General features: G+C 32.3%; 19 protein-coding genes. 9 read left to right on the top strand and 10 right to left on the bottom strand.

Going from position 1 to position 21398, the window contains the following annotated elements:
* Window positions 1-8: 8 nt before the first annotated feature.
* On the bottom strand, window positions 9-2921 hold the full coding sequence (locus tag ACTS9J_RS04300) for a VIT domain-containing protein (protein WP_448352917.1): 2913 nt from the start codon (window positions 2919-2921) through the stop codon (window positions 9-11).
* Window positions 2922-3159: 238 nt separating this feature from the next.
* Here ACTS9J_RS04300 and ACTS9J_RS04295 point away from each other — a divergent pair, with 238 nt between their 5' ends.
* Window positions 3160-3333 carry a hypothetical protein gene (locus ACTS9J_RS04295; protein ID WP_280037895.1) on the top strand — a complete coding sequence of 58 codons (174 nt, stop codon included), beginning with the start codon at window positions 3160-3162 and terminating at the stop codon, window positions 3331-3333.
* 67 nt (window positions 3334-3400) lie between these two features.
* Here ACTS9J_RS04295 and ACTS9J_RS04290 read toward each other — a convergent pair whose 3' ends face one another.
* The gene (locus ACTS9J_RS04290; RefSeq protein ID WP_115001971.1) at window positions 3401-4375 is read right to left on the bottom strand and encodes a PhoH family protein; all 975 of its coding nucleotides are present in this window, start codon (window positions 4373-4375) and stop codon (window positions 3401-3403) included.
* Window positions 4376-4451: 76 nt separating this feature from the next.
* Here ACTS9J_RS04290 and ACTS9J_RS04285 point away from each other — a divergent pair, with 76 nt between their 5' ends.
* Genes ACTS9J_RS04285 through gldG form a run of 4 tightly spaced genes read left to right on the top strand, consistent with a single transcriptional unit; the run spans window position 4452 to window position 8282 of the window.
* Complete coding sequence (locus ACTS9J_RS04285; RefSeq protein ID WP_114999051.1) at window positions 4452-5294, top strand: SAM hydrolase/SAM-dependent halogenase family protein; 843 nt, start codon at window positions 4452-4454, stop codon at window positions 5292-5294.
* Between the two features lie 40 nt (window positions 5295-5334).
* Window positions 5335-5880: a CopD family protein gene (locus ACTS9J_RS04280; RefSeq protein WP_291064987.1), complete on the top strand. Its 546-nt coding sequence runs from the start codon at window positions 5335-5337 to the stop codon at window positions 5878-5880.
* A gap of 1 nt (window position 5881) precedes the next feature.
* Complete coding sequence (locus ACTS9J_RS04275; RefSeq protein ID WP_219034141.1) at window positions 5882-6610, top strand: ABC transporter permease subunit; 729 nt, start codon at window positions 5882-5884, stop codon at window positions 6608-6610.
* A gap of 4 nt (window positions 6611-6614) precedes the next feature.
* Entirely contained in the window at window positions 6615-8282 is a 1668-nt protein-coding gene (gene gldG, locus ACTS9J_RS04270) for a gliding motility-associated ABC transporter substrate-binding protein GldG (RefSeq protein ID WP_291064984.1), read from the top strand.
* Window positions 8283-8487: 205 nt separating this feature from the next.
* On the opposite strand, the gene ACTS9J_RS04265 is transcribed toward gldG, so the two are convergent.
* A complete protein-coding gene (locus ACTS9J_RS04265) occupies window positions 8488-8838 on the bottom strand; it encodes a 4Fe-4S dicluster domain-containing protein (protein ID WP_114999046.1) in 351 nt (116 codons plus the stop codon).
* 62 nt (window positions 8839-8900) lie between these two features.
* On the opposite strand from ACTS9J_RS04265, the gene ACTS9J_RS04260 reads away from it, so the two are divergent.
* Window positions 8901-9962, top strand: a complete 1062-nt coding sequence (locus ACTS9J_RS04260) for an acyl-CoA reductase (protein WP_286495367.1) — start codon at window positions 8901-8903, stop codon at window positions 9960-9962.
* Window positions 9963-10090: 128 nt separating this feature from the next.
* On the opposite strand, the gene ACTS9J_RS04255 is transcribed toward ACTS9J_RS04260, so the two are convergent.
* The gene (locus tag ACTS9J_RS04255) at window positions 10091-12181 is read right to left on the bottom strand and encodes an outer membrane beta-barrel protein (protein ID WP_286495366.1); all 2091 of its coding nucleotides are present in this window, start codon (window positions 12179-12181) and stop codon (window positions 10091-10093) included.
* A 115-nt stretch (window positions 12182-12296) separates the two neighbouring features.
* Between ACTS9J_RS04255 and ACTS9J_RS04250 the strand changes: the two genes are divergently transcribed.
* Window positions 12297-12731 (top strand): hypothetical protein, encoded by a 435-nt coding sequence (locus ACTS9J_RS04250; RefSeq protein ID WP_147279960.1) that lies wholly within the window; start codon window positions 12297-12299, stop codon window positions 12729-12731.
* Between the two features lie 68 nt (window positions 12732-12799).
* On the opposite strand, the gene ftsY is transcribed toward ACTS9J_RS04250, so the two are convergent.
* The 6 genes from ftsY to ACTS9J_RS04220 all read right to left on the bottom strand — a co-directional run bounded on the left by ftsY (window position 12800) and on the right by ACTS9J_RS04220 (window position 18006).
* Window positions 12800-13762: a signal recognition particle-docking protein FtsY gene (ftsY, locus tag ACTS9J_RS04245; protein WP_291095936.1), complete on the bottom strand. Its 963-nt coding sequence runs from the start codon at window positions 13760-13762 to the stop codon at window positions 12800-12802.
* A 124-nt stretch (window positions 13763-13886) separates the two neighbouring features.
* On the bottom strand, window positions 13887-14036 hold the full coding sequence (locus tag ACTS9J_RS04240) for a DUF4295 domain-containing protein (RefSeq protein ID WP_084106961.1): 150 nt from the start codon (window positions 14034-14036) through the stop codon (window positions 13887-13889).
* A 14-nt stretch (window positions 14037-14050) separates the two neighbouring features.
* A complete protein-coding gene (gene rpmG, locus ACTS9J_RS04235) occupies window positions 14051-14233 on the bottom strand; it encodes a 50S ribosomal protein L33 (RefSeq protein WP_038337065.1) in 183 nt (60 codons plus the stop codon).
* Between the two features lie 11 nt (window positions 14234-14244).
* Window positions 14245-14481, bottom strand: coding sequence for a 50S ribosomal protein L28 (gene rpmB, locus ACTS9J_RS04230; protein WP_038337064.1), 237 nt, complete (start codon window positions 14479-14481; stop codon window positions 14245-14247).
* Between the two features lie 82 nt (window positions 14482-14563).
* Window positions 14564-16219, bottom strand: a complete 1656-nt coding sequence (gene lnt, locus ACTS9J_RS04225; protein WP_416410075.1) for an apolipoprotein N-acyltransferase — start codon at window positions 16217-16219, stop codon at window positions 14564-14566.
* Window positions 16220-16362: 143 nt separating this feature from the next.
* The gene (locus tag ACTS9J_RS04220) at window positions 16363-18006 is read right to left on the bottom strand and encodes a M1 family metallopeptidase (RefSeq protein ID WP_448352916.1); all 1644 of its coding nucleotides are present in this window, start codon (window positions 18004-18006) and stop codon (window positions 16363-16365) included.
* A 615-nt stretch (window positions 18007-18621) separates the two neighbouring features.
* Here ACTS9J_RS04220 and ACTS9J_RS04215 point away from each other — a divergent pair.
* The gene (locus ACTS9J_RS04215) at window positions 18622-18948 is read left to right on the top strand and encodes a tRNA-binding protein (protein WP_448353464.1); all 327 of its coding nucleotides are present in this window, start codon (window positions 18622-18624) and stop codon (window positions 18946-18948) included.
* A gap of 442 nt (window positions 18949-19390) precedes the next feature.
* A complete protein-coding gene (gene dnaK, locus ACTS9J_RS04210; protein WP_448352915.1) occupies window positions 19391-21292 on the top strand; it encodes a molecular chaperone DnaK in 1902 nt (633 codons plus the stop codon).
* Window positions 21293-21398 lie beyond the last annotated feature (106 nt).

The following is a 21398-nucleotide window of genomic DNA, read 5'->3' as shown; positions in this document are numbered from 1 at the left end:
TCCATTTACTAAAATTCAAATTCACCAACCAAAATTCCTTCGCCGCCAGAATTTGGCTTGTTATTCTGGAAAGTAATCATTTTCTTCACTTGTTTTCCTGAGCTATACATCAAGTAAATCTCTGCCGAAATAGTTGTTGGCCCTGAAATACTCATTTGTCTTTCTCCGAAAAAATTCGTTTCTATTTTATATTTTCCTTTGATCGCTTTTTTTAACATAAATTGTTCTGGTCCGAAACCTTGCGTCACATCCTCACTCATTCGTCCACCAATCGCAGTTGTACGATGTCCGTAAAAACATTTCTCGCCATTTGGATCCGTCACCCACAAATCAATATCGGTCATATCTTTATTCCAATTCATCACCACACGAATATCAACCGGAATATCAACAATGATATCTTTATTAATTTTCGATAAATTCAATTCTTTTCGATGAAGCGAAATCAAATTATTAACTTCAGGAACAATAATCTCCGTAATATCTCGATCACGATTAGCAATTTCTATCGAATAATCGTTGGTCAATACTTTATATAAATGCTCTAAAGCCGATTGATATTGCTCATTATCTTGTAACGCCAACGCATAATCTCTATAACTTTGCGCATCAAAAGGTCGCCAATCTAATACTTTTTTCGTGATAAATAATTCTGTTTGATACTCCTCAATTTCTTTCAATTTGTACGCTAACATTTTATACAATTCAGCATCTTCCAAACCTAAATCTGCAATCGAGCTTAAAATTTTAAGACCAGTTTCTTTTTCTTTTTTCTGAAAGAAAAATGTTGCCACATCAAAATAATACGCAGGTGTTTCGGCATAATCTTTTCTCAAATCTAAATAAGTTTGATATGGATTTTTAGACGCTTCTATCAACTTCATGTATTGTTTATCCGATTTTACATTGACTATTTTAATTTCTGGAACCGAAGCTGATGATTCATCCTTCATTTTTATATCAACAGAATTATTCAAACTTGACGCTCCTCTAATTCTCATATTAGATGTTGTAGTTGGACTTCCTTCAGTTCTAACTTCCATTGCAGCCATAGCTCTTGGTTCTGGCATTACCATATTCACTTGCGCAGTCTCTTCTAAATAAGTTATAGAATCCCCAACAGGTTTTGGATATTTTGGTTTTATATATTTAAAATCTTTCTTCCACCATTCTTTCAATTCCTTTGCTTTCACAATTGCATTTTTCAACAAATCAGCTTTTCGAGTTTCTTTTTGTGCAAAACCTTGTTTCGATAATTTATTAAATTCATTTTGTAATTCCGCTGGAGGATTGATTTTATATTTCACATAATCCGAAACATTTTCCAAAACAATCAAACTTGTGTTCGACGTCACAATCGAAAATTGTTTCCCAATTTCTTCTATCTCTGTTTTATATTGTTCTAGATTCAATTCCAAATAATTCACTTTACTCTGCGCCCAAATTTTACTGATTTCAAGATTTTGAGTTGCTTTACTCAAATCCAATTCTTTGTTGAATTCCACTTTTCCATTTCGTCCAAACATCATCGTTAATTTTGCATTTGGATACTGAGAAATTCCCGCAATCGAAATTCCATTGTTCACATCATTTATCGAAATTGGATAAACTTCTCCCGCTGTATTGTTGATAATTCCTAAGAATTGAACCGAACTTTCATTGATTTGTTTGAACGCATTTTCTACAGAATTTTCATTTAGATTGATAAATTTTCCTCCAACTTTTTGCGCAATCATTTTCAAAACGCCATAATTAGAAGTCGGCGAAGACGCAATTGTATAGAAAGGTTTATCGATATTAAATATATTCGAGCCAAAAGACGAAATTCCATCCGAAAACAAAAGATATTCGTCTGCTTTCAGATTTGTTGGAAGAATTTTCGCATAATTTGTTCCTCCATCATACGTCACATTTTCCAAATATTTTTTCAATTCTGACCAATCACCATTTTTAATTTGAAAAAATCTCGATTTTTCCAAAGAAAAATTCAATAACGAAACTTCAATATTTAGATTTTTTTGTTGAGAAATAATTTTATCTAAAAATTCTAACTCTTTTTGATGATTTCGTTTCAAACCACTCAACGAATTATCCCAGATAATTCCAATATTTTTTGACCAAACTTTTGGTTGAGATTTTGCATCAACCAATAAATTCGCATAAAAATAAACCGAACCATCTACATTTTTCTGAACAAAAGATTCTACATTATTCGGCGATTTCGGAAGATTAATAATCAATGATTTTTTAGGTGTAAAATCTGTTTTCGACAAATTTGCTTCATATATATTACTATTTTCCGAAAAATTGAACGAACCATCTGGCGTTACAATCAATTGTGGTTTTCCAGCAGCATTGTACACTTTTGTTGTCAAATTAAACTTCGCAATTTTTTTCGAAGAATCTAACGGCAAATGATATTGATACGACGATTTATCCAATTTTAATTCTTGGTAATACGATAACTGAATCGTACGTGAACCTTTTGCTGGAATCGGAGAAATACGAGTTCGAAAATTATTTCCTTCTACTTTTTCGATGATTCCAGGGTCGATATTTTGCTTCTGAATACTTTCGAAAACCTCAACCGCACGCACTTTTGTAACAGGAACTGCATTTCGCAATTTTCCATTAATATCAATTGCATATCCACTAACAGTCGTGTTTTCGGGCAAAGGGAAAACTAAATTCCCTTCAAGATTTCGACTTGATGAATTTGTAAAAACTAAAGTTGTTGTCGTTTTGGCCAAATTTCCAAAAATCTCAACTTGCACATCCATCGATTGCAAACTCACAGAATTTTCGTCTGGGCGTTCACCAATTTCGATACGCGGAAATCCGATTCGAATATCTTGCGCATTTATTTTTGTAGAAAAAAACATTCCAACAAAAACAAAGAAAAAAGAAAATAACTTTTTCATATTGTTTGATTTGTAAGTTAGATGCAACAAATTACAAAAAGGTTGGTTGATGTGAAAAAGTTTTAAGTGTTGAGTTGTTAGTTATAAGTTTATTTCAAATTTCCCCTTTTGTCAGAATCACATTTACTTGATTCGCATTATCAAAATTATCTTTCTGAACTTGATTTTAGAATCGAATATTTTTTTACAAAATCAGAAATAAATCATTATATTTGATTGAATTACAATTTATAATAAAATGAAAAATATATTATATATAACGGGATTAGTTTTAATATTAACTTCAATTTTATTAATCTTAGAATTTTCTGATTCTAATAGAATGAGCTTAATTGCAGGAATGATTTTGCCAATAGGATTAGTATTTAACATTTTAGGTTTTACTTTAAAAACTAATCCACTAAAAGAATAATTTAATATTCTGCCATAAATATTAAATCGAAAAGCCAATTGCTCTTAGAAACAATTGGCTTTTTGATTTATTTTTTAATATCTATTTTCTCTCGCTCTTTATCTTCACTCACTTTGTAAGCTTTCAAGACTTCGCGAACAATTTTGTGTCGAACAACATCTTTATCATCCAAATAAATAAATCCGATATCTTTTACATCTTTCAATATATTAATCGCCTCACGTAAACCAGATTTTTGTTTTGGTGGTAAATCGACCTGACCAGGATCTCCTGTGATAATAAACTTAGAATTTTTTCCCATACGCGTCAAAAACATTTTCATCTGAGCATAGGTTGTGTTTTGCGCTTCATCAAGAATTACAAAAGCTCCGTCCAATGTTCGACCACGCATAAATGCTAAAGGCGCTACTTCTATCACTCCTTTTTCGGTATAAGACGAAAGTTTCTCGAACGGAATCATATCTTTCAAAGCATCATACAAAGGTTGTAAATATGGATCTAATTTATCTTTCATATCACCTGGTAAAAAACCTAAATTCTCGCCAGCTTCTACGGCAGGACGTGTCATAATAATTCGGCGAACTTCTTTGTTCTTTAACGCTTGTACCGCCAACGCAACAGCAGTATAAGTTTTTCCCGTTCCAGCAGGCCCAATTGCAAACACCATGTCTTTGTTGTAAACAGTTTGTACCAGCTTTTGTTGATTAGGCGTTTGAGGTTTGATGATTTTACCATTTACACCGTGTACAATAATTTCGTCTTCTTTTTTTATTTGAAGCATTTCATTATTATCTTCGGTCATAATAATTTCGAGTTCGCGATCAGATAGTCGATTGTATTTGTGAATATGCTGAATTACTCGTTGCATTTTTTGGTCAAATACTTTCAGAACATCTTCATTTCCAAATACTGTTAACTCTCTTCCGCGAGCAACAATCTTTAATTTTGGATAATATTCTTTGATTCTTTTTAGATGTTCATTATTAGCACCATAAAAATCTTGAGCATTAATTTCGGCTAATTCAATATTAATTTCTGTCAAATGAGATTGTTTTTTTGGTTCACTTACACAAAAATAAAGAATAATAAACAATATATTTGCTAATTATTAGAGAATAGTGGCAATTATTACATTAACATCGGATTTTGGAGTCAAAGATTACTTTGTTTCTAGCGTTAAAGGCGCAATTCTAAAAGAATTGGCCGATGTTACAATTGTAGATATTTCGCATCATGTTAATCCCTATGATTTATCTGAAGCTGCCTATATCATTCGTAATTCTTACGAAGAATTTCCCGACGGAACTATACATATTATTGGAATTAATGCCTTAAGTACGCCTTATCAGAAGCCGATTTGTGCATTAATCAATCATCATTATTTTATTTGTGCAGATAATGGAATTTTATCCTTGATTTGCCAAAAAAATCAACCAGAAGAAATTTACGAAATCACTGCTTATCCAGAAGGAATAGACAGTTTATTTCCAATGAAAAATTGTTTTGTACCAGTTGCATGTCACTTGGCGCGCGGCGGAGTTCCTGCTCTTTTAGGGAACAAACGTACCGAAATGAAGCAATTGAATGAGTTGAAACCAATTTATCGCGATGATAAATATATCATAGGAAATGTGATTTATATTGATCATTTTGGAAATGTTGTGAGTAATATTTCGAAAGATTTTTTCGATGAAATTGCACAAGACAGAAAATATAAAATTTTGCTTCGTCAGAAAGATTTCTCGATGACCGATATTACTGTTATTTATGAGCATTACAACGAAGTTGTACAAGATTTTAACAAAGAAGTGCAAGCTTTTGGACGAACATTGTGTTTGTTTAATTCGGCAGGATTTTTAGAAGTTACTTTATACAAGAGTAATCCAACAATATCAGGAGGTGCAAATCAGTTAATGGGATTAAAGAAAAACGATACAATTACAATTGAATTTGAAAATTAACGCTGAGAAAATTTAGTATTAGAGAGTTTACAATAACTATATGACTTATAATTATTTAATATACAAAGCAATACACGTTATCTTCGTGGTAAGTTACTTTGCTGGTTTATTTTACATTGTTCGTTTGATGATTTATCATACAGAAACGCAACAAATGGAAGAACCAAAAAAATCAATTTTGCAGGATCAATATACCTACATGGAGAAAAAATTATGGAATGTAATTACCGCTCCTGCTTTGGTTATTTTGATTACAATGGGATTGAATATGCTTTACAAAAATCAAGGTTTATTACAAATACCGTGGATGAAAAGTAAATTAGGAATGATAAGTGTTTTATTAATTTATCATTTTTGGTGCTGGCGAACGTTGAAACAAATCCAAAATAAAGTTTTCAAATACACTTCTGTTCAATTGCGAATGATGAACGAATTGGCGACTATTTTATTATTTGTTATCGTGTTTGCTGTGATTCAAAAAACAGATTTTGGTCAAAATTGGTATTGGTCGATTGTCAGTTTCTTTGGTTGTGGTATACTACTTATGCTTATTGTGCGTTTAATTAATCGTAATAATAAAAAATAACATGTGGACAATCTTCAAAAAAGAGTTTTCCAATTTTTATTTAGGCTTCAACGCTTATTTAGCAACCGCAACATTTGTTATCGTTTCGGTTTTATTCCTTTGGTTTTTTGATAACGAATTCAATGTTTTCAATACTGGAAATGCTTCTTTAAGTAGTTTTTTCTTTGTTGGACCTTGGATTTTTCTATTCATGATTCCAGCTTTAACGATGAAATTAATCGCAGAAGAGCAAGCAAACGGAACACTATTGTGGTTATTCACACTACCTATAAAAAATAACCAAATTATTTGGGGCAAATATTTAGCAGTCGTTTCAGTTGTTGTTTTTTGTTTACTTTCAACTTTCTTGTTCACTATTACGTTGCAAGAATTTTTGATGCCCGAACAAGAATTAGATTACGGAACAATTTTTTCTGGTTATTTAGGACTTTTCTTTCTAGGAAGTTTATTCGCCGCAATTGGTTTATTTACTTCATCTATTACCAAAAATCAAGTAATGGCTTATGTTTTGGCGGTTTTCTTTTGCTTCATTATTTTTTATGGATTCGAAAGTTTAGCGTCATATAATTTACTTGGTTCGATGGATTTCTATGTTCAAAAAATTGGAAGTTTTACACATTACAACCAGTTTTTGAAAGGAATTATTGACACACGAGATTTACTTTACTTTTTGATTTTGATTGGAATCTTGAATCAAATTTCAATTGTTAATCTTGAAAATAAAAAATAGTGCCATGAAAAAATTAAACAAAAAACATCTAATTACTTTCATCGCATTTATCGCGCTTTTTATCATTGCTCAATTTTTTTATACGCGAATTGACATGACAAAAGACAAACGTTTTACGTTAACTTCTACAACCGAAAAGTTAGTAGAAAATGTAAAACAACCGCTTAAAATTGAAATTCTTTTGGGTGGAGATTTAACAGGTGATTACAGAATTTTGAAGAACGAAATTCAATTTTTATTAGACGAACTTCGCGAAAAAAATAGTAATATTTCTTATTCTTTTGTTGATCCTGTAGATTTAGGACAAGCCGAATTAGAGCAAAATAAATTAGCTCCAGTTCCAATTAAAACAGACAAAGGAATTTTGAATGTTTATCCGTATGCAAAATTAACTTACGGTGACAAATCGACTTATATGGAGGTTTTAGTGAATGACCCTTCTACTCCATTTGAAAAATTAGCATTAGCATCTACTGAAAAATTAGAATATTTATTTGCCGAAAAAATTCAGAAAGCAACCAATTTTGAGCGCAAGCGTATTGGTTTCATTGTTCATCATGACGAATTACCTGAAGCAAATATTCAAGGGTTAGGCTCTGCTTTGTCAGAAAAATATGATGTGGAGATTTATCTAAATCCAATTGCAAACAAATCGTTTTCTTTACAGCCTTCTGATTTCGATAGTTTGAAACGTTTTGATGCCTTGATTGTAGCAAAACCTACATTACCTTTTTCTGATATGGATAAATTGGTTTTGGATCAATATATCATGAATGGAGGAAAAATGATGATGGCTGTTGAAACTGTGGATGCTGAAATGGACTCTATTTTCCGAAGTGGAAAAATCGTTGCTTTTCCAAGAGATTTAAAGTTAAATGATTTCTTATTCAATTATGGTGTTCGTATTCATCCGGCTGTTATAAAAGATATGAATGGTGCACAAATTGTTTTGGCAGATGGCGAAACAGCAGGAAATACAAGTTACAATTATTACAATTGGCCTTATTTTGAGTTAGGAATTAAAGGAGAAGAAAACCCAATTACAAGTTCCATAGATCCTGTTTTATTTCAATTTGCGAATCCGATCGAATTACTGAAAAATCCAAATATCAAACAAACTGTTTTATTAAGTTCTTCTGAACAATCAAGTTTGAAACCTGCTTTAAATTATATTCAATTAAATGAAGTCGAAATCGAGAATCCTGAAGAATATAAAATGGGAAAAATTCCGATGGCAGTTTTGTTAGAAGGTAATTTCAATTCGGCTTATGCTTCGCGTTACGAACGTAAAGAATTTCCGAATTTCAAGCCAAAAACTACCGATGGTAAAATGATTGTCATTTCGGACGGAGATGTTTTAAAAAATGCTTTATGGAGAGGAATTCCAATGCAATTAGGAGAAAATAAATTTTCGGTTCGTCCAGATAATCCAGATGGAAAACCGAAAACATACGCCAACCAAACATTTATAATGAATGCAATGGATTATTTATTAGGTGATACTGATTTCTTGGCTTTACGCAATCGTAAATTAGAAATTCCGTTGTTAAGTGAAACAACTGTTTTACAAGAAAAATCGACTTGGCAAATGATTAATTTACTTGTTCCAACTGCTATTATTGGTTTATTGGCTGGAATTGGATTTTGGATTAGAAAGAGAAGATATTCTTAAAAAAACGAATTTCGAAGCTCGAGTTTCGAGTTTCGAAAATTAATAAAATGCAATAGGGATTGAAGTGGAAATCCTTTTTTGATAACTGAGCGAAGTCGAAGTTTGAGAAAAAGATTGGAACGAAAAGCCCGCCCGAAGGGATTGCCCAAAAACTAAAAAACCTCTCAAATTCTGAGAGGTTTTTATATGTAAAGTTGTGACGATTTTACTCTAAGTGCATAAACGCTTTTTTACTCAAAAGGCGCTCTTCGCTTTCTACGTGGTTATCATCAGGCACACAACAATCCACCGGACAAACTGCCGCACATTGTGGTTCTTCGTGGAAACCTTTACATTCAGTACATTTATCGGGAACAATGTAATAAACCTCATCACTCACAGGATCTTGCACCGCATCAGCGTCAAAAGTTGCGCCGTCTACGTTTACAATTGTTCCGCTAAGAGAAGTTCCATCAGAATATTTCCAATCTACCGCAGCTTCATAAATCGCGTTATTTGGACATTCTGGCTCACAAGCTCCACAATTTATACATTCATCTGTAATAATTATAGCCATTGTATCTGTTTTTTTATTTCCTACATTTGCAACTACAAAATTACATTTAATTTTCAGAAAAAATGACATTTGAACAAAGGATTTCAGCATTTAACGAATTGGGGCAGTTTTTTAATTTTATTATAAATAATGATTCGATTAAAGACACAGAACTGACAGAAAAATTCGAGAATTGGAAAGAAGAAGCTGAATATGCAGTGAGCGATGCAGAAGCCTACAACAATTGGTTTACAAAAGATAATATTACGTTAGCCTTGAAAAGTTGGGCAGAAGCTTTAACGGAAGAAAATTTATTGGCTTGGTCGAAAGATTATCCTTTTGCTGAAACGCAAAAAAATGTCGGAATTATCATGGCTGGGAATTTACCTTTGGTTGGTTTTCATGATTTACTTTCTGTTGTTATTTCTGGAAATAATTCGTTGATTAAAACTTCGTCTAAAGATGATAAATTAATCAAATTAGCGATAAAATATTTGTATTCGATTGATGAAAATTTCAAATCGATTATTCAAACTGTTGAACGATTAGAAAATTTTGATGCAGTTATTGCAACTGGAAGTAATAATACGGCACGCTATTTTGAACAATATTTTGGTAAAGTTCCTAACATTATTCGTAAAAATAGAACTTCAGTTGCTGTATTAAATGGTTCGGAAACTGATGAAGAGTTGAAAAAATTGGGTAACGACATATTTATTTATTTTGGATTAGGTTGCCGAAATGTGACGAAACTTTATGTAAAAGATGAAGCGCAATTACCAAAAATATTCGAAGCTATTTTTTCATGGGGCGATGTGATTAATCATCCTAAATATGCAAATAATTACGATTACAATCGTGCAATATTTTTGTTAGGAAAAGATGAATTTTTAGACAATAATTTTGTTCTAATGAAAAAAGATACAGCTTTACATTCTCCTATTGCAGTTGTAAATTTTGAAGTTTATGAAGATGTGAATGATGTAAAAAATTATTTGATCGAAAATGAGAATCAAATACAATGCGTGGTTGGAAACGATATGAAAGACAATTCGAATTATGTTGAATTTGGGCAAACTCAATTCCCGAAATTAACTGATTATGCCGATAATATTGATACGCTGAAATTTTTGGCGGAGTTATAAATATTAGAAAGCTAAAATTTATACTTATTAAAAACAATTAATATGTCTTGTTGAACTCGTTTCAACATCACAGTCAAATTATAAATAAACAAAAAGAGAATCCTAAGGATTCTCTTTTTGTTTATTTATTAAAATGTCGCTGCTCCTGCAGTTTCATTTTCTAATTTTCGATTGATACTTGTTTTCTTACCTGTAGCAAAATCAAAACTCAAACCAACGACAAACATCGATTTGTTGTTCCAAATTTTTCCTACACGAGAATAATCCACATATTGTTTATCCATCGTTTTTTGCTTGTAAGTCGACGGCATTCCAATCCAATACATTCCAGTAGAAAAAGTCCAATTATTGTATTTATAACTTGCAAAAGCATGGTTCATGTTTTCTTGTGTGTACAACAAAGCTCCGCCTAATGTGTAATACGGAATATTAAATTGATAATCTACACGAAAGTTTTTGTAAACAGATGATAATGCAAAATAATTTCCGATATAATCATTCTTCAAAATTCTACCATCTTTCGTTTTGAAACGTTCTGTTGCTGGCGCTACATTCACTTTTACAGTTAAAATATCTGTTCCAAAAGGTTTGATAGAACCTGTAATTTGAACACCGTAACGTTGCGAATTTTGAGCATTCTCGTAGGTTAATTTATATCCTTCTACATTTCCATTTATGATATTTTGCAAATACAATTGATTAATTGGATCTTTTGTATAATGATAAAATGCATTTGTATTTAAATCAAAATATTTTGAATTGAAAGAGTAAATCAAATTATTTCCAAACGATTTCTGAATGGTTAAATACGGATTTCCTTCTTGTGTAATGTTTTCTACAACCTGAATCACGTTTTTACTCAATGCCGAATTCCAAGGACTGGTTGGTTTGTATGAACTCGAAAAACGTAAATTTTGATTCTTCGCTAATTCATAACCCAATACTAATTTTGGTGTAAACGTCCACGTATCTGTGTTTGTATCTTCATTCTTGTTATGAACATTCGTTAATCCAACACCCAAACGATATGACAACTTTTTCGCTTTTCCAGAATATTCAGAATAGATATATTGTTCTAAATAATTTACTTTATTATTCGAAGGACCATTTAAGTTTTCTAATTTATTATCAATTGAATTATTCGAAATTCGATAACCAGAATTTAATTTTCCTTTCTCGAAACTATGTGTATACGCTATTTCTCCTACAATTCCTTTTTGATCAGCTTCTAAATTTGTCAAATAATTATATTGTTCAGCACCAGAAATTGTTTCCCATTCGCGCGTTTCGTCAATCGATTTCGTTGTATACATCGATCCAACTACATTTAAACTTAACTCATCTTTCTTTCCTAATTTTCTCGAATAATAAAGATCTAATGTTGGTTTTGAATAATTAGAATTAGAATGTTTATAGGTTGAATGATTGTTTAATAAACTATTTTGATAGAACAAACTTGTTCCATTCGCATAAGCAAAACTCGAACTGATATTCATATCCAACTTTGCTTGAAAAGCATATTTATCCGAATCCGAATTGGTATATCGCAATGCAATTGTTTGATCCGTATATCCAAAATATTCGTTGCGCTGATTTTCTGTTCTGTAATGAATATTATTTAAGTTATAATCATAAATATTCATCGAAGTACGATCTTTATAATCTCTCAGATAAATGTTATACTCTAATCCAAAGTTACTTTTTCCTTTCGTAAAATTCGCATAAGCAGAACCATTTATAAAACCTGTTGTAAACGCCGAAGTGAGATCCGCACCATATACATAACCATTTTCTGGATTACGCGTAATCAAATTCACCACTTGATCTGCACGATTTGCATAACGCGCTGGCGGAATATCAAAATACTCAACACGCACCACATCTTGCGGTTTCACAGCACGAATTTGATTATCTGTTGCCTCAATTCCATTAATCAATAACAAAGTCGTTCCACCTTTTGTACTTTGTATCGTATTCGAAATTGGATCAACTTGTAATTCTGGTAACGTATTTAACAAATCTTTTGCGTAACGCGCTTTTTCCAACGCTTCTTTATCGAAGGTATAAACTGTTTTGTCCGCAAACATTTTTTTGCGTTGCGATTGAACTAAAACTTCTTTTATTTCGATTGGATTATAGTCGGTTGAGTCCTGCTTTTCATCTTGTCCAAAAGCAAAAATTCCTGATAATGTAACAGCAAGTACAAAAAATTTCTTCATGGTTAATTCTTCTATTAAGAGTTAGTGTATATTTATATGACGCATGAAGAACAAATAAGTTACATAAGAATTGCAATTATTTTTGATAACTTTACGCTAAACAAGATTTTTGAGTTTGAAAAAATTATTTCTTTTTATCGCACTTTTTACAAGTTTCAATTTATTATATGCGCAAGAGCAAGCCGAACGTTCGTTGACAGAATATCGTGTCGAAAGTTTTCAAACGCCTTTAGTTACGAAAAAAATGCTATACGATTGGTTAGGAAAATGGGACAATGTTTTGTACACTGAAAACAATCAACCGTTGTTAGTTTGGTCAAATAAAAATATCATTAATGAATCAAATGAAACTTTTACTTTGATTGCATCGAGTGTAGAAAATGATGAAGAAATGTATGGAACTGTTCAGATTTTGACAAGCAAAAAACAAGATGCTTTAGCGAAAGATTCTCCTTTTAGAGAATATTTAAACGAGTTTCTAAAAACCATTTCGAAGAAAGAAAATAAAAACAAAAAGTTTTATAAAGAATATATTAAGGTGATTTATTAAAACTATATCATAAAAAAATCCTTCAAGAAAAACTTGAAGGATTTATATTTTTATAGGAATTAAATTTCTTAATTATTTCGTTTGAAGAAAGAATCGACAAACTCCATTTTATTGAAAACTTGCAAGTCATTGATTCCTTCACCAACACCAATGTATTTAACTGGAATCTTAAATTGATCTGAAATTCCAATTACCACTCCTCCTTTTGCTGTTCCATCTAATTTTGTAACCGCTAAAGAAGAAACTTCTGTTGCTTGTGTAAATTGTTTTGCTTGCTCAAAAGCATTTTGACCTGTAGAACCATCTAACACTAATAAAACTTCGTGAGGCGCATCTGGAATTACCTTTTGCATCACACGTTTTATTTTTGTCAACTCGTTCATCAAGTTAATTTTGTTGTGCAAACGTCCTGCAGTATCAATCAAAACAACATCTGCATTTTGCGCAACTGCCGACTGAATGGTATCAAATGCAACCGAAGCAGGATCAGAACCCATTGCTTGTTTTACAATTGGTACACCTGCACGCTCCGACCAAATTACTAATTGATCTACAGCCGCCGCACGAAACGTATCAGCTGCTCCCAGAACCACTTTAAGTCCTTGTGATTTGAACTGAGAAGCCAATTTACCAATCGTAGTTGTTTTACCAACTCCATTTACTCCGACCACCATAATAACGTATGGTACATCTTTCTTCGGAATCGAAAAACCGTTTGTATCTTCTATATTATTTTCGGAAAGTAAGCCTGCAATTTCTTCGCGAAGAATTAAATCTAACTCAGAAGTCGAAACATATTTATCACGTTCTACACGTTCTTCTATTCGACGAATAATTTTGATCGTTGTTTCAACACCGACATCAGAAGAAATCAATACTTCTTCTAAATCATCTAAAACCTCATCGTCTACTTTAGATTTACCTACTACAGCACGACTGATTTTATCAAATAGAGAAGTTTTAGATTTTTCTAATCCTTCATCTAATTTTTCTTTGCTTTCTTTACCTAATATCTTTTTGAACCAACTCATTAATAAGCTAAATTTCTTAAAATTTTGTACGAAGATACATAAAATATAAGGAAATAAAAAAGCCGCCCTGAAAACGAGGCAGCTCAATTAACCTTAAATATTTTTTGTTAAGGAGATGATTTGATTATTTCGTGAAGAAAGAATCTGCTTCATCAGCGTTAACTACTTTTTCAACAAATACGTAAGCTCCAGATTTTGGAGATTTTACCATTTTGATAACTTTGGTCATTTTTTTAGACCCAGTTTGTAGGGTTGCTACCGTTTTCTTTGCCATCGTCTAAAATTTTATTATTTAATCTCCTTGTGAATTGTATACTTTTTCAATACTGCGTTGTATTTTTTCAACTCAATACGATCTGGAGTATTTTTTTTGTTTTTAGTTGTGATATAACGAGACATTCCTGGCATACCACTTTCTTTATGCTCTGTACATTCTAAAATAACCTGTACTCTGTTTCCTTTTTTTGCCATGGTGTCTTAAATTATTTGATTAAACCTTCTTTACGTGCACGTTTAACAGCCTCATCAACTCCTAATTTGTTGATTGTTTTTAAACCGTGTGCAGAAACTCTTAATGTAATCCACTCACCAGTTTCTGGCATAAAAAATCTCTTTTTGAACAAATTCACTTCAAAAGTGCGTTTTGTTTTATTATTAGCATGAGAAACATTGTTTCCCACTAATCTCTTCTTACCTGTAATTTGACAAATTTTTGACATCTTATTTTGTATTGTCCTATTTTAAACGGAGTGCAAAGTAACAAATTATATATTACTTATACAACTCTTTAGGTTATTAATTTTATATTTTTTTCTTATTTTGTTTATATAACAACTTCTGCGCAAGAGTATAAGCCAAGATAATTCCCATTACCAACAGCGCTATTCTCGCGATTACATCGCCATATTTTGTGTAAAACGTTAATTCACTATTCATTAAAATTGTACCATTTAAGGCACCCTGCTCTCCATATGGTAAAGACTTCATTATATCTCCTCGCTGATTAACGAAAGCCGAAATACCTGAATTTGCAGATCTAACGATAGCGCGTCTATTTTCAATAGCTCTCAAATTACCATATAATAGTAATTGACGATGACCATCGGTAGAGCCCCACCAAGAATCGTTGGTCATTGTGAATATAACATTTGCGCCTTCTCTCACATATTCTGTCGTATAGTCTCCGTAAATAGATTCGTAACATATAACCGGAGCAACAGTAGCGTTGTTTGTTTTATTCTTGAAAACAGAACGATGAGGTTGAATCCCCAACGTTTTTGTTGTGCCGCCAAAGTTAAGCATAAATTCTCCAATAATTGGCATTAAAATGTTTCGATATGGAAAAATTTCTACTCCAGGTACTAATTTACTCTTATGATAAACTTCTATAGAATCGTTTCCGCTTATCTGCAAAGCCGAGTTATAAGCGTCGTACCACGTAATTCCATCTCTCATAACAGATGCCGTTTCCGATGCTAAAGATTGCATTGGATAAATTCGCATGATAGATGCTCCTGTTACAAAATGTAAATCTTTTTTGGTTTTTGTCCATTGCTGAATGTCTTGTATAATTAAATCATCATACATATTATCAAAAATCAAGGCAGATGATCCAGGTACAGCAGTTTCTGGCGCGACAACAAATTGAGTTTTTGGTTGAATATTTTTCAATGCCAATTGTTTCAATTCATCATAAATCTGCAAACCATCTTTCATATACTTTTCATTGTATGGATCAAGATCTGGTTGAAGAACTAACACATCAAGTGCTTTTCCTTTTTCTTCGTAATTCGCATAAATAATATAAGAAATACCAATTGGCACAGCAATTAATAATCCAGCGTAAATACCTAATTTATTTAGATATCTCATTTCTTTCTTATTAATATAAGCCGTCAAATAATAGAATACCGTAATATTAACTAACCAAATCCAAAGTGCACCTCCAAAAGTTCCTGTGTATTCGTACCATTGCACCCATTCGTAATATTTTGCAAAACCATTTCCAAGATTAAACCAAGGCCAAGTCAACTCCCAATTCAAGGTTAGTTTATCGAAACTCATCCAAATCGCAGGAAGAAAAACCAATCCATATAAATTACCAGCTTTTGTTTTGACAAAATGATACAACTGAAAAACAATTGACATAAACAACGAATTCGCCACAACGGGAATCAAATAAGCGCTCCACGAATTGTACAAATCTCCATTCGCGTCCGTTTCTTGTGCATAATGCAACCACCAAATTACAATCGCATTCCAAATAAAGAAAGCTAAAAACGAAAGTCCGAAAATTTTACGTCCTTTTTTCTTAAATTCTGCGCGTTGCGTGATTTGATGTTCTGCTAACATCAAGGGTACAAATCCTATAAATAATAACAATGGAAAACCATGCGATGGCCAACCTGCTGTTAATAATAATCCTGATAAGATTGCGTATGCAATATATTTTTTCATGTCACAAATTTATAATTTCATCATTCAATAACCGATGATATTTGTTTGGAATATTTTATAAATCATTTTGGATGAGAACCTGAAAACAAGTTCAGATTGACTTTCCTTGTCATATTGAACTTGTTTCAATATCTCATTTAGTTTTAATAAATAATATGTGAATCGATATAATAATTTGGATTAATTGTTACATCAATCGCTTTTGTAATCGTTGAATTATTAATTGTTTGCCAATTAGTCGTAGGATTGATTGTTATATCAGAATCTTTCAATCGCAAAGCCATCGTAAATCCATCCACCACATTCGTATATCTATATTCAACTTTATTTCCATTTTGTTTAAGTTCTAAAGTAGGTACTTTAACTGTTCTTAAATATTGATTGAAAAAAGCGTTCAAATTTAAACCAGAAAACTTCGCAATATAATTTTCAATTTCCTCTGTAGTTACAGTTTGATGATAAAATTCTTTATTTAATCCACGCAACATTTGTCTGAATTTTTCATCATTATTCATCCAAGTTCTCAACGTATGAATCATATTTGCACCTTTATAGTACATATCGCCACTACCCTCTTGGTTTACGCCATACACACCGATAATTGGAATATCATTTTGGATTGCCTTTCTCGTTCCACGCACATATTCGCTTGCCGCATCTTTTCCATAATAAGTTTCTGTGAACAAAGTTTCCGAATAAGCAGTAAACGCTTCGTGAATCCACATATCTGCCACATCCTTTTCGGTAATATTATTCCCAAACCATTCGTGACCAGCTTCATGAACGATGATAAAATCCCATTTCAATCCCCAGCCAGAACCTGATAAATCACGACCTAAATAACCATTCTCGAATTTATTTCCGTACGCAATTCCAGATTGATGTTCCATTCCCAAATGCGGAGCTTCTACAATCTTGAAAGAATCTTCGTAAAATGGATAAGGTCCAAACCAATGCTCGAAACTTTTCAACATCAATTTTGCTTGTTCAAACTGCGATTTTGCTTTATCTATATTATAATCTAATACATAATAATCTAAATCCAATTTACCTTTTTCGCCTTCGAAAGTATCTTTGAAATTGACATAATGTCCGATATAAGGAATGATATTATAATTATTGATTGGATTAACAACTTTCCATGTAGAAGTTGTTTTACCATTTTTTTCTTTTTTAGAAACTAATCGTCCATTACCAACTCCTACCAAATCTTTTGGTGTGATAATTTCCAATTCCATTCCATTATCTGGTTCATCGCCTAAATAATCTTTGTTCGGAAACCAAGCACTTGCACCCAAACCTTGCACAGCAACAGACATCCAATCGCGACCTTTTTCATCTTTCGCAAAAATCCAACCACCATCCCAAGGTGCTCTTACCGCAACACGAGGATTTCCGTTGTATTCTAATTCTAATTGATTCGACGTATTCTTGATATTTTTTCCGACATTAATAAAATAAACATTTCCATCACGTTTGAAATCAGAAATTTTCTTTCCATTCAATTTTACAGCCGAAACCATCATTGGATCTTGTAAATCTATCTGTAATAAATCTGATTGTTGAGGAGTAGTTTTATCAAACGTAATTGTCGTTTTTCCTTTTATCGATTTTGACTGATAATCTGGTTCTACACTTACTTTATATTTTTTGACATCCCACCAATTTCGGAATTCATTATTCGTTCCGCGAAGCGAATCTTGTCGCGTAAACTCTTGTTTGTTATTAAGTACTTGTGCATTTGTTGTTATCGAGATCAAACCAAGTAATAGTACTAATTTCTTCATAGTCATTTTTAAAACATATCAAAAATAAGATTATATATTTGATAAATAAGCCAAAAAGCTATGATTACAGAAAAATTTAAAGAAAGAATAAATTATTTAAAAAATAATCACTTAATCGTTGAAGCATTGTACGAAATTTTAGATGAATTGAAATTAAAACATAGTGCTTTTACAGGTTTTACGTTTCGAGAAGAAATCGATCCAAAAAGTTTTTTATTAACTGCAGAAGGCGAAGAAAAAACTGGAATTACGATTCGTGTTCCACGTAACATTCTGGATTTTGATTTGGTATTACTTTCTAACGTTTTGATCCACGAAATGGTACATGTTTTTCAGCGTTCGGGCGAAAATCAAATCGAATTGCGAGAAGAACGCGAATGGCAAGCGTATACAGAAATGATTTTTCATAAACGATTTCCAAACGTTCCACCATTGAACGATTTTTATATCAAGCAGTTTGGCGAAAAAGCTTTGACGTATTACAACCGAATGCCTGATAACTTGAAAACGAAATATGCGGATGAAAAAACGGATTTAGAAAAAATTCTACAAACAATATACGACAAAGAAAATAAACCAAAAGAAGAACCAAAACCTGAAAATAATACTGAAACAATTTCTTGGCAAGATTTCGAAAAAGTTGATATGAGAATTGGAACAATTATCAGTGCAAATGATTTTCCGAAAGCGAGAAATCCTACTTATCAATTAGAAATTGATTTTGGTCCGTTAGGAATCAAGAAAAGTTCGGCACAAATTACGTCGCTTTATAGCAAAGAAGAATTGATTGGAAAACAAATAATGGCTGTGGTTAACTTTCCGAAAAAACAAATTGCCACTTTTATGAGCGAATGTCTCGTGATGGGCGTTTATGGAAATAATAACGATGTTATTCTCTTGAATCCCGAACGAAAAGTTGAAAACGGAAGTAAGATTGGGTAGTATTGAGGTTGACGTTGAGGTTGATTAAAAACTGAGGAATAATCAGATATTGAAACAATTATTTTCAACAACATAGATTGAGATTGTGGCTGAAGAATAATTTAGACATTGAAATGATTATTTTAACAACATAGAAACATAGTTTATTCTTATTGATTTTATTTAGTTGTCTTTGACAAATACATAGATTAAGACTGAGGTTGAGGTTGAGATAAAGTTTAAGTATAATTTAACGCTGACATTTTATCAACCAATGAACTGACTTTTTTATCGATAAATAATCAAATCATTCATCATAATCTGACAACATGACATTTTAAAAATTGAGATGTCATCATTTTCTACGTTGGCACAAAGATTGACTATTCTGTTGTAGCATCATTTTTGATGATGTGTAAAAGTTTAAAATAAATCATTAATAATATAAAAAATAACTAAAAATATGAGCAAAATAATCGGAATCGACTTAGGTACAACGAACTCTTGTGTTTCTGTAATGGAAGGTAGCGAGCCAGTTGTAATTCCAAATGCAGAAGGTAAAAGAACTACTCCATCTATCGTAGCATTCGTAGAAGGAGGAGAAATTAAAGTTGGTGACTCAGCAAAACGTCAAGCTGTAACAAACCCAAAGAAAACGATTTATTCTATTAAACGTTTCATGGGAACTAAATTTAATAATGATGCAGATGAAATCGGTCGTGTTCCTTATTCAGTTGTAAAAGGAAACAATGATACGCCAGCAGTTGAAATTGATGGACGTAACTATACTCCACAAGAAATCTCAGCAATGATTTTACAAAAAATGAAAAAGACTGCTGAAGATTATTTAGGACAAGAAGTATCAAGAGCGGTAATTACTGTACCAGCTTATTTTAACGATGCGCAACGTCAAGCAACTAAAGAAGCTGGTGAAATTGCAGGTCTTAAAGTAGAACGTATTATCAACGAGCCTACTGCAGCTGCATTAGCTTATGGATTAGACAAAGCAAATTCAGATAAAAAAATCGTTGTTTACGATTTAGGTGGTGGTACTTTTGACGTATCTATCCTAGAATTAGGTGACGGTGTATTTGAAGTATTATCTACAAACGGTGATACTCACTTAGGAGGTGATGATTTTGATGATGCAATCATCAATTGGTTAGCTTCTGAATTCCAAGCGAAAGAAGGTGTAGATTTGAAAAAAGACTCAATGGCTTTACAACGTTTACGTGAAGCTGCTGAAAAAGCTAAAATCGAATTATCTTCTTCTGCTCAAACAGAAATTAATTTACCATACGTTACAGCTAACGAAACAGGACCAAAACACTTAGTAGAAACTTTAACTCGTTCTAAATTTGATCAGTTAACAGAAGATTTAGTACGTCGTTCTATGGAGCCTTGTAAAAAAGCATTATCTGATGCAGGTTTATCAATCAACGATATCGACGAAGTTATCTTAGTTGGTGGATCTACACGTATGCCAAAAATCCAAGAAGAAGTAGAAAAATTCTTCGGTAAAAAACCATCTAAAGGAGTTAATCCAGACGAGGTTGTTGCAATTGGTGCAGCTATCCAAGGAGGTGTATTAACAGGTGATGTAAAAGACGTATTATTATTAGACGTTACACCATTATCTTTAGGTATAGAAACTTTAGGAGGAGTATTCACAAAATTAATCGAAGCGAATACAACAATTCCAACTAAAAAATCTGAGGTTTTCTCAACTGCAGTTGACAATCAACCAGCAGTAACATTAAGAATTGGTCAAGGCGAGCGTCCATTATTCAACGATAACAAAGAAATCGGACGTTTTGACTTAGTAGATATTCCACCAGCACAAAGAGGTGTTCCTCAAATCGAAGTAACATTTGATATTGATGCGAATGGTATCTTAAGTGTATCTGCAAAAGATAAAGGAACAGGAAAAGAGCAATCAATCAAAATTGAAGCTTCATCTGGATTATCTGATGCTGATATTGAAAGAATGAAAAAAGAAGCACAAGAAAATGCTGCAAAAGACGAAGAAGCAAAAAACAAAATTGAAAAAGTAAATGCTGCTGACGCGTTAATTTTCCAAACGGAAAAACAATTGACTGAGTACGGAGATAAAATTCCTGCTGACAAAAAACAACCAATTGAAGAAGCTTTAGCTGAGGTTAAATCTGCTCACGCTGCTCAAGACGTTGCTGCAATTGATGCTTCTATGGAAAAATTAAATACAGCTTGGAATGCTGCTTCACAAGAAATTTATGCTGCAATGAACGAAGGTCAAGAAGGTGGTGCACAAGCGCAACCAGGAGCTGATCAAGGTCAAGCAAAAAATGATGGTGTTGAAGACGTAGACTTCGAAGAAGTTAAATAATAGAATTTCATTTATCAATAGGAAAGCCTCGCATTGCGAGGCTTTTTTATGTTTATTAATATAAATAGTTTATTTTTTAAATCATCTCGGTTTCATATAATACAAA

It is taken from the genome of Empedobacter sp. ULE_I140, from assembly GCF_053482575.1.
Note: the sequence above shows the minus strand (reverse complement) of the source record. Positions and strands in the feature narration are given on the sequence as shown.

Coding starts and splice junctions, on each gene's coding strand:
- ACTS9J_RS04275 (WP_219034141.1), top strand. CDS start 5,882: ATGTGGACAATCTTCAAAAAAGAGTTTTCCAATTTTTATTTAGGCTTC.
- ACTS9J_RS04265 (WP_114999046.1), bottom strand. CDS start 8,838: ATGGCTATAATTATTACAGATGAATGTATAAATTGTGGAGCTTGTGAG.
- lnt (WP_416410075.1), bottom strand. CDS start 16,219: ATGAAAAAATATATTGCATACGCAATCTTATCAGGATTATTATTAACA.
- ACTS9J_RS04260 (WP_286495367.1), top strand. CDS start 8,901: ATGACATTTGAACAAAGGATTTCAGCATTTAACGAATTGGGGCAGTTT.
- ACTS9J_RS04240 (WP_084106961.1), bottom strand. CDS start 14,036: ATGGCAAAGAAAACGGTAGCAACCCTACAAACTGGGTCTAAAAAAATG.
- ACTS9J_RS04295 (WP_280037895.1), top strand. CDS start 3,160: ATGAAAAATATATTATATATAACGGGATTAGTTTTAATATTAACTTCA.
- ACTS9J_RS04255 (WP_286495366.1), bottom strand. CDS start 12,181: ATGAAGAAATTTTTTGTACTTGCTGTTACATTATCAGGAATTTTTGCT.
- ACTS9J_RS04220 (WP_448352916.1), bottom strand. CDS start 18,006: ATGAAGAAATTAGTACTATTACTTGGTTTGATCTCGATAACAACAAAT.
- dnaK (WP_448352915.1), top strand. CDS start 19,391: ATGAGCAAAATAATCGGAATCGACTTAGGTACAACGAACTCTTGTGTT.
- ACTS9J_RS04300 (WP_448352917.1), bottom strand. CDS start 2,921: ATGAAAAAGTTATTTTCTTTTTTCTTTGTTTTTGTTGGAATGTTTTTT.
- gldG (WP_291064984.1), top strand. CDS start 6,615: ATGAAAAAATTAAACAAAAAACATCTAATTACTTTCATCGCATTTATC.
- ACTS9J_RS04280 (WP_291064987.1), top strand. CDS start 5,335: ATGACTTATAATTATTTAATATACAAAGCAATACACGTTATCTTCGTG.
- rpmG (WP_038337065.1), bottom strand. CDS start 14,233: ATGGCAAAAAAAGGAAACAGAGTACAGGTTATTTTAGAATGTACAGAG.
- rpmB (WP_038337064.1), bottom strand. CDS start 14,481: ATGTCAAAAATTTGTCAAATTACAGGTAAGAAGAGATTAGTGGGAAAC.
- ftsY (WP_291095936.1), bottom strand. CDS start 13,762: ATGAGTTGGTTCAAAAAGATATTAGGTAAAGAAAGCAAAGAAAAATTA.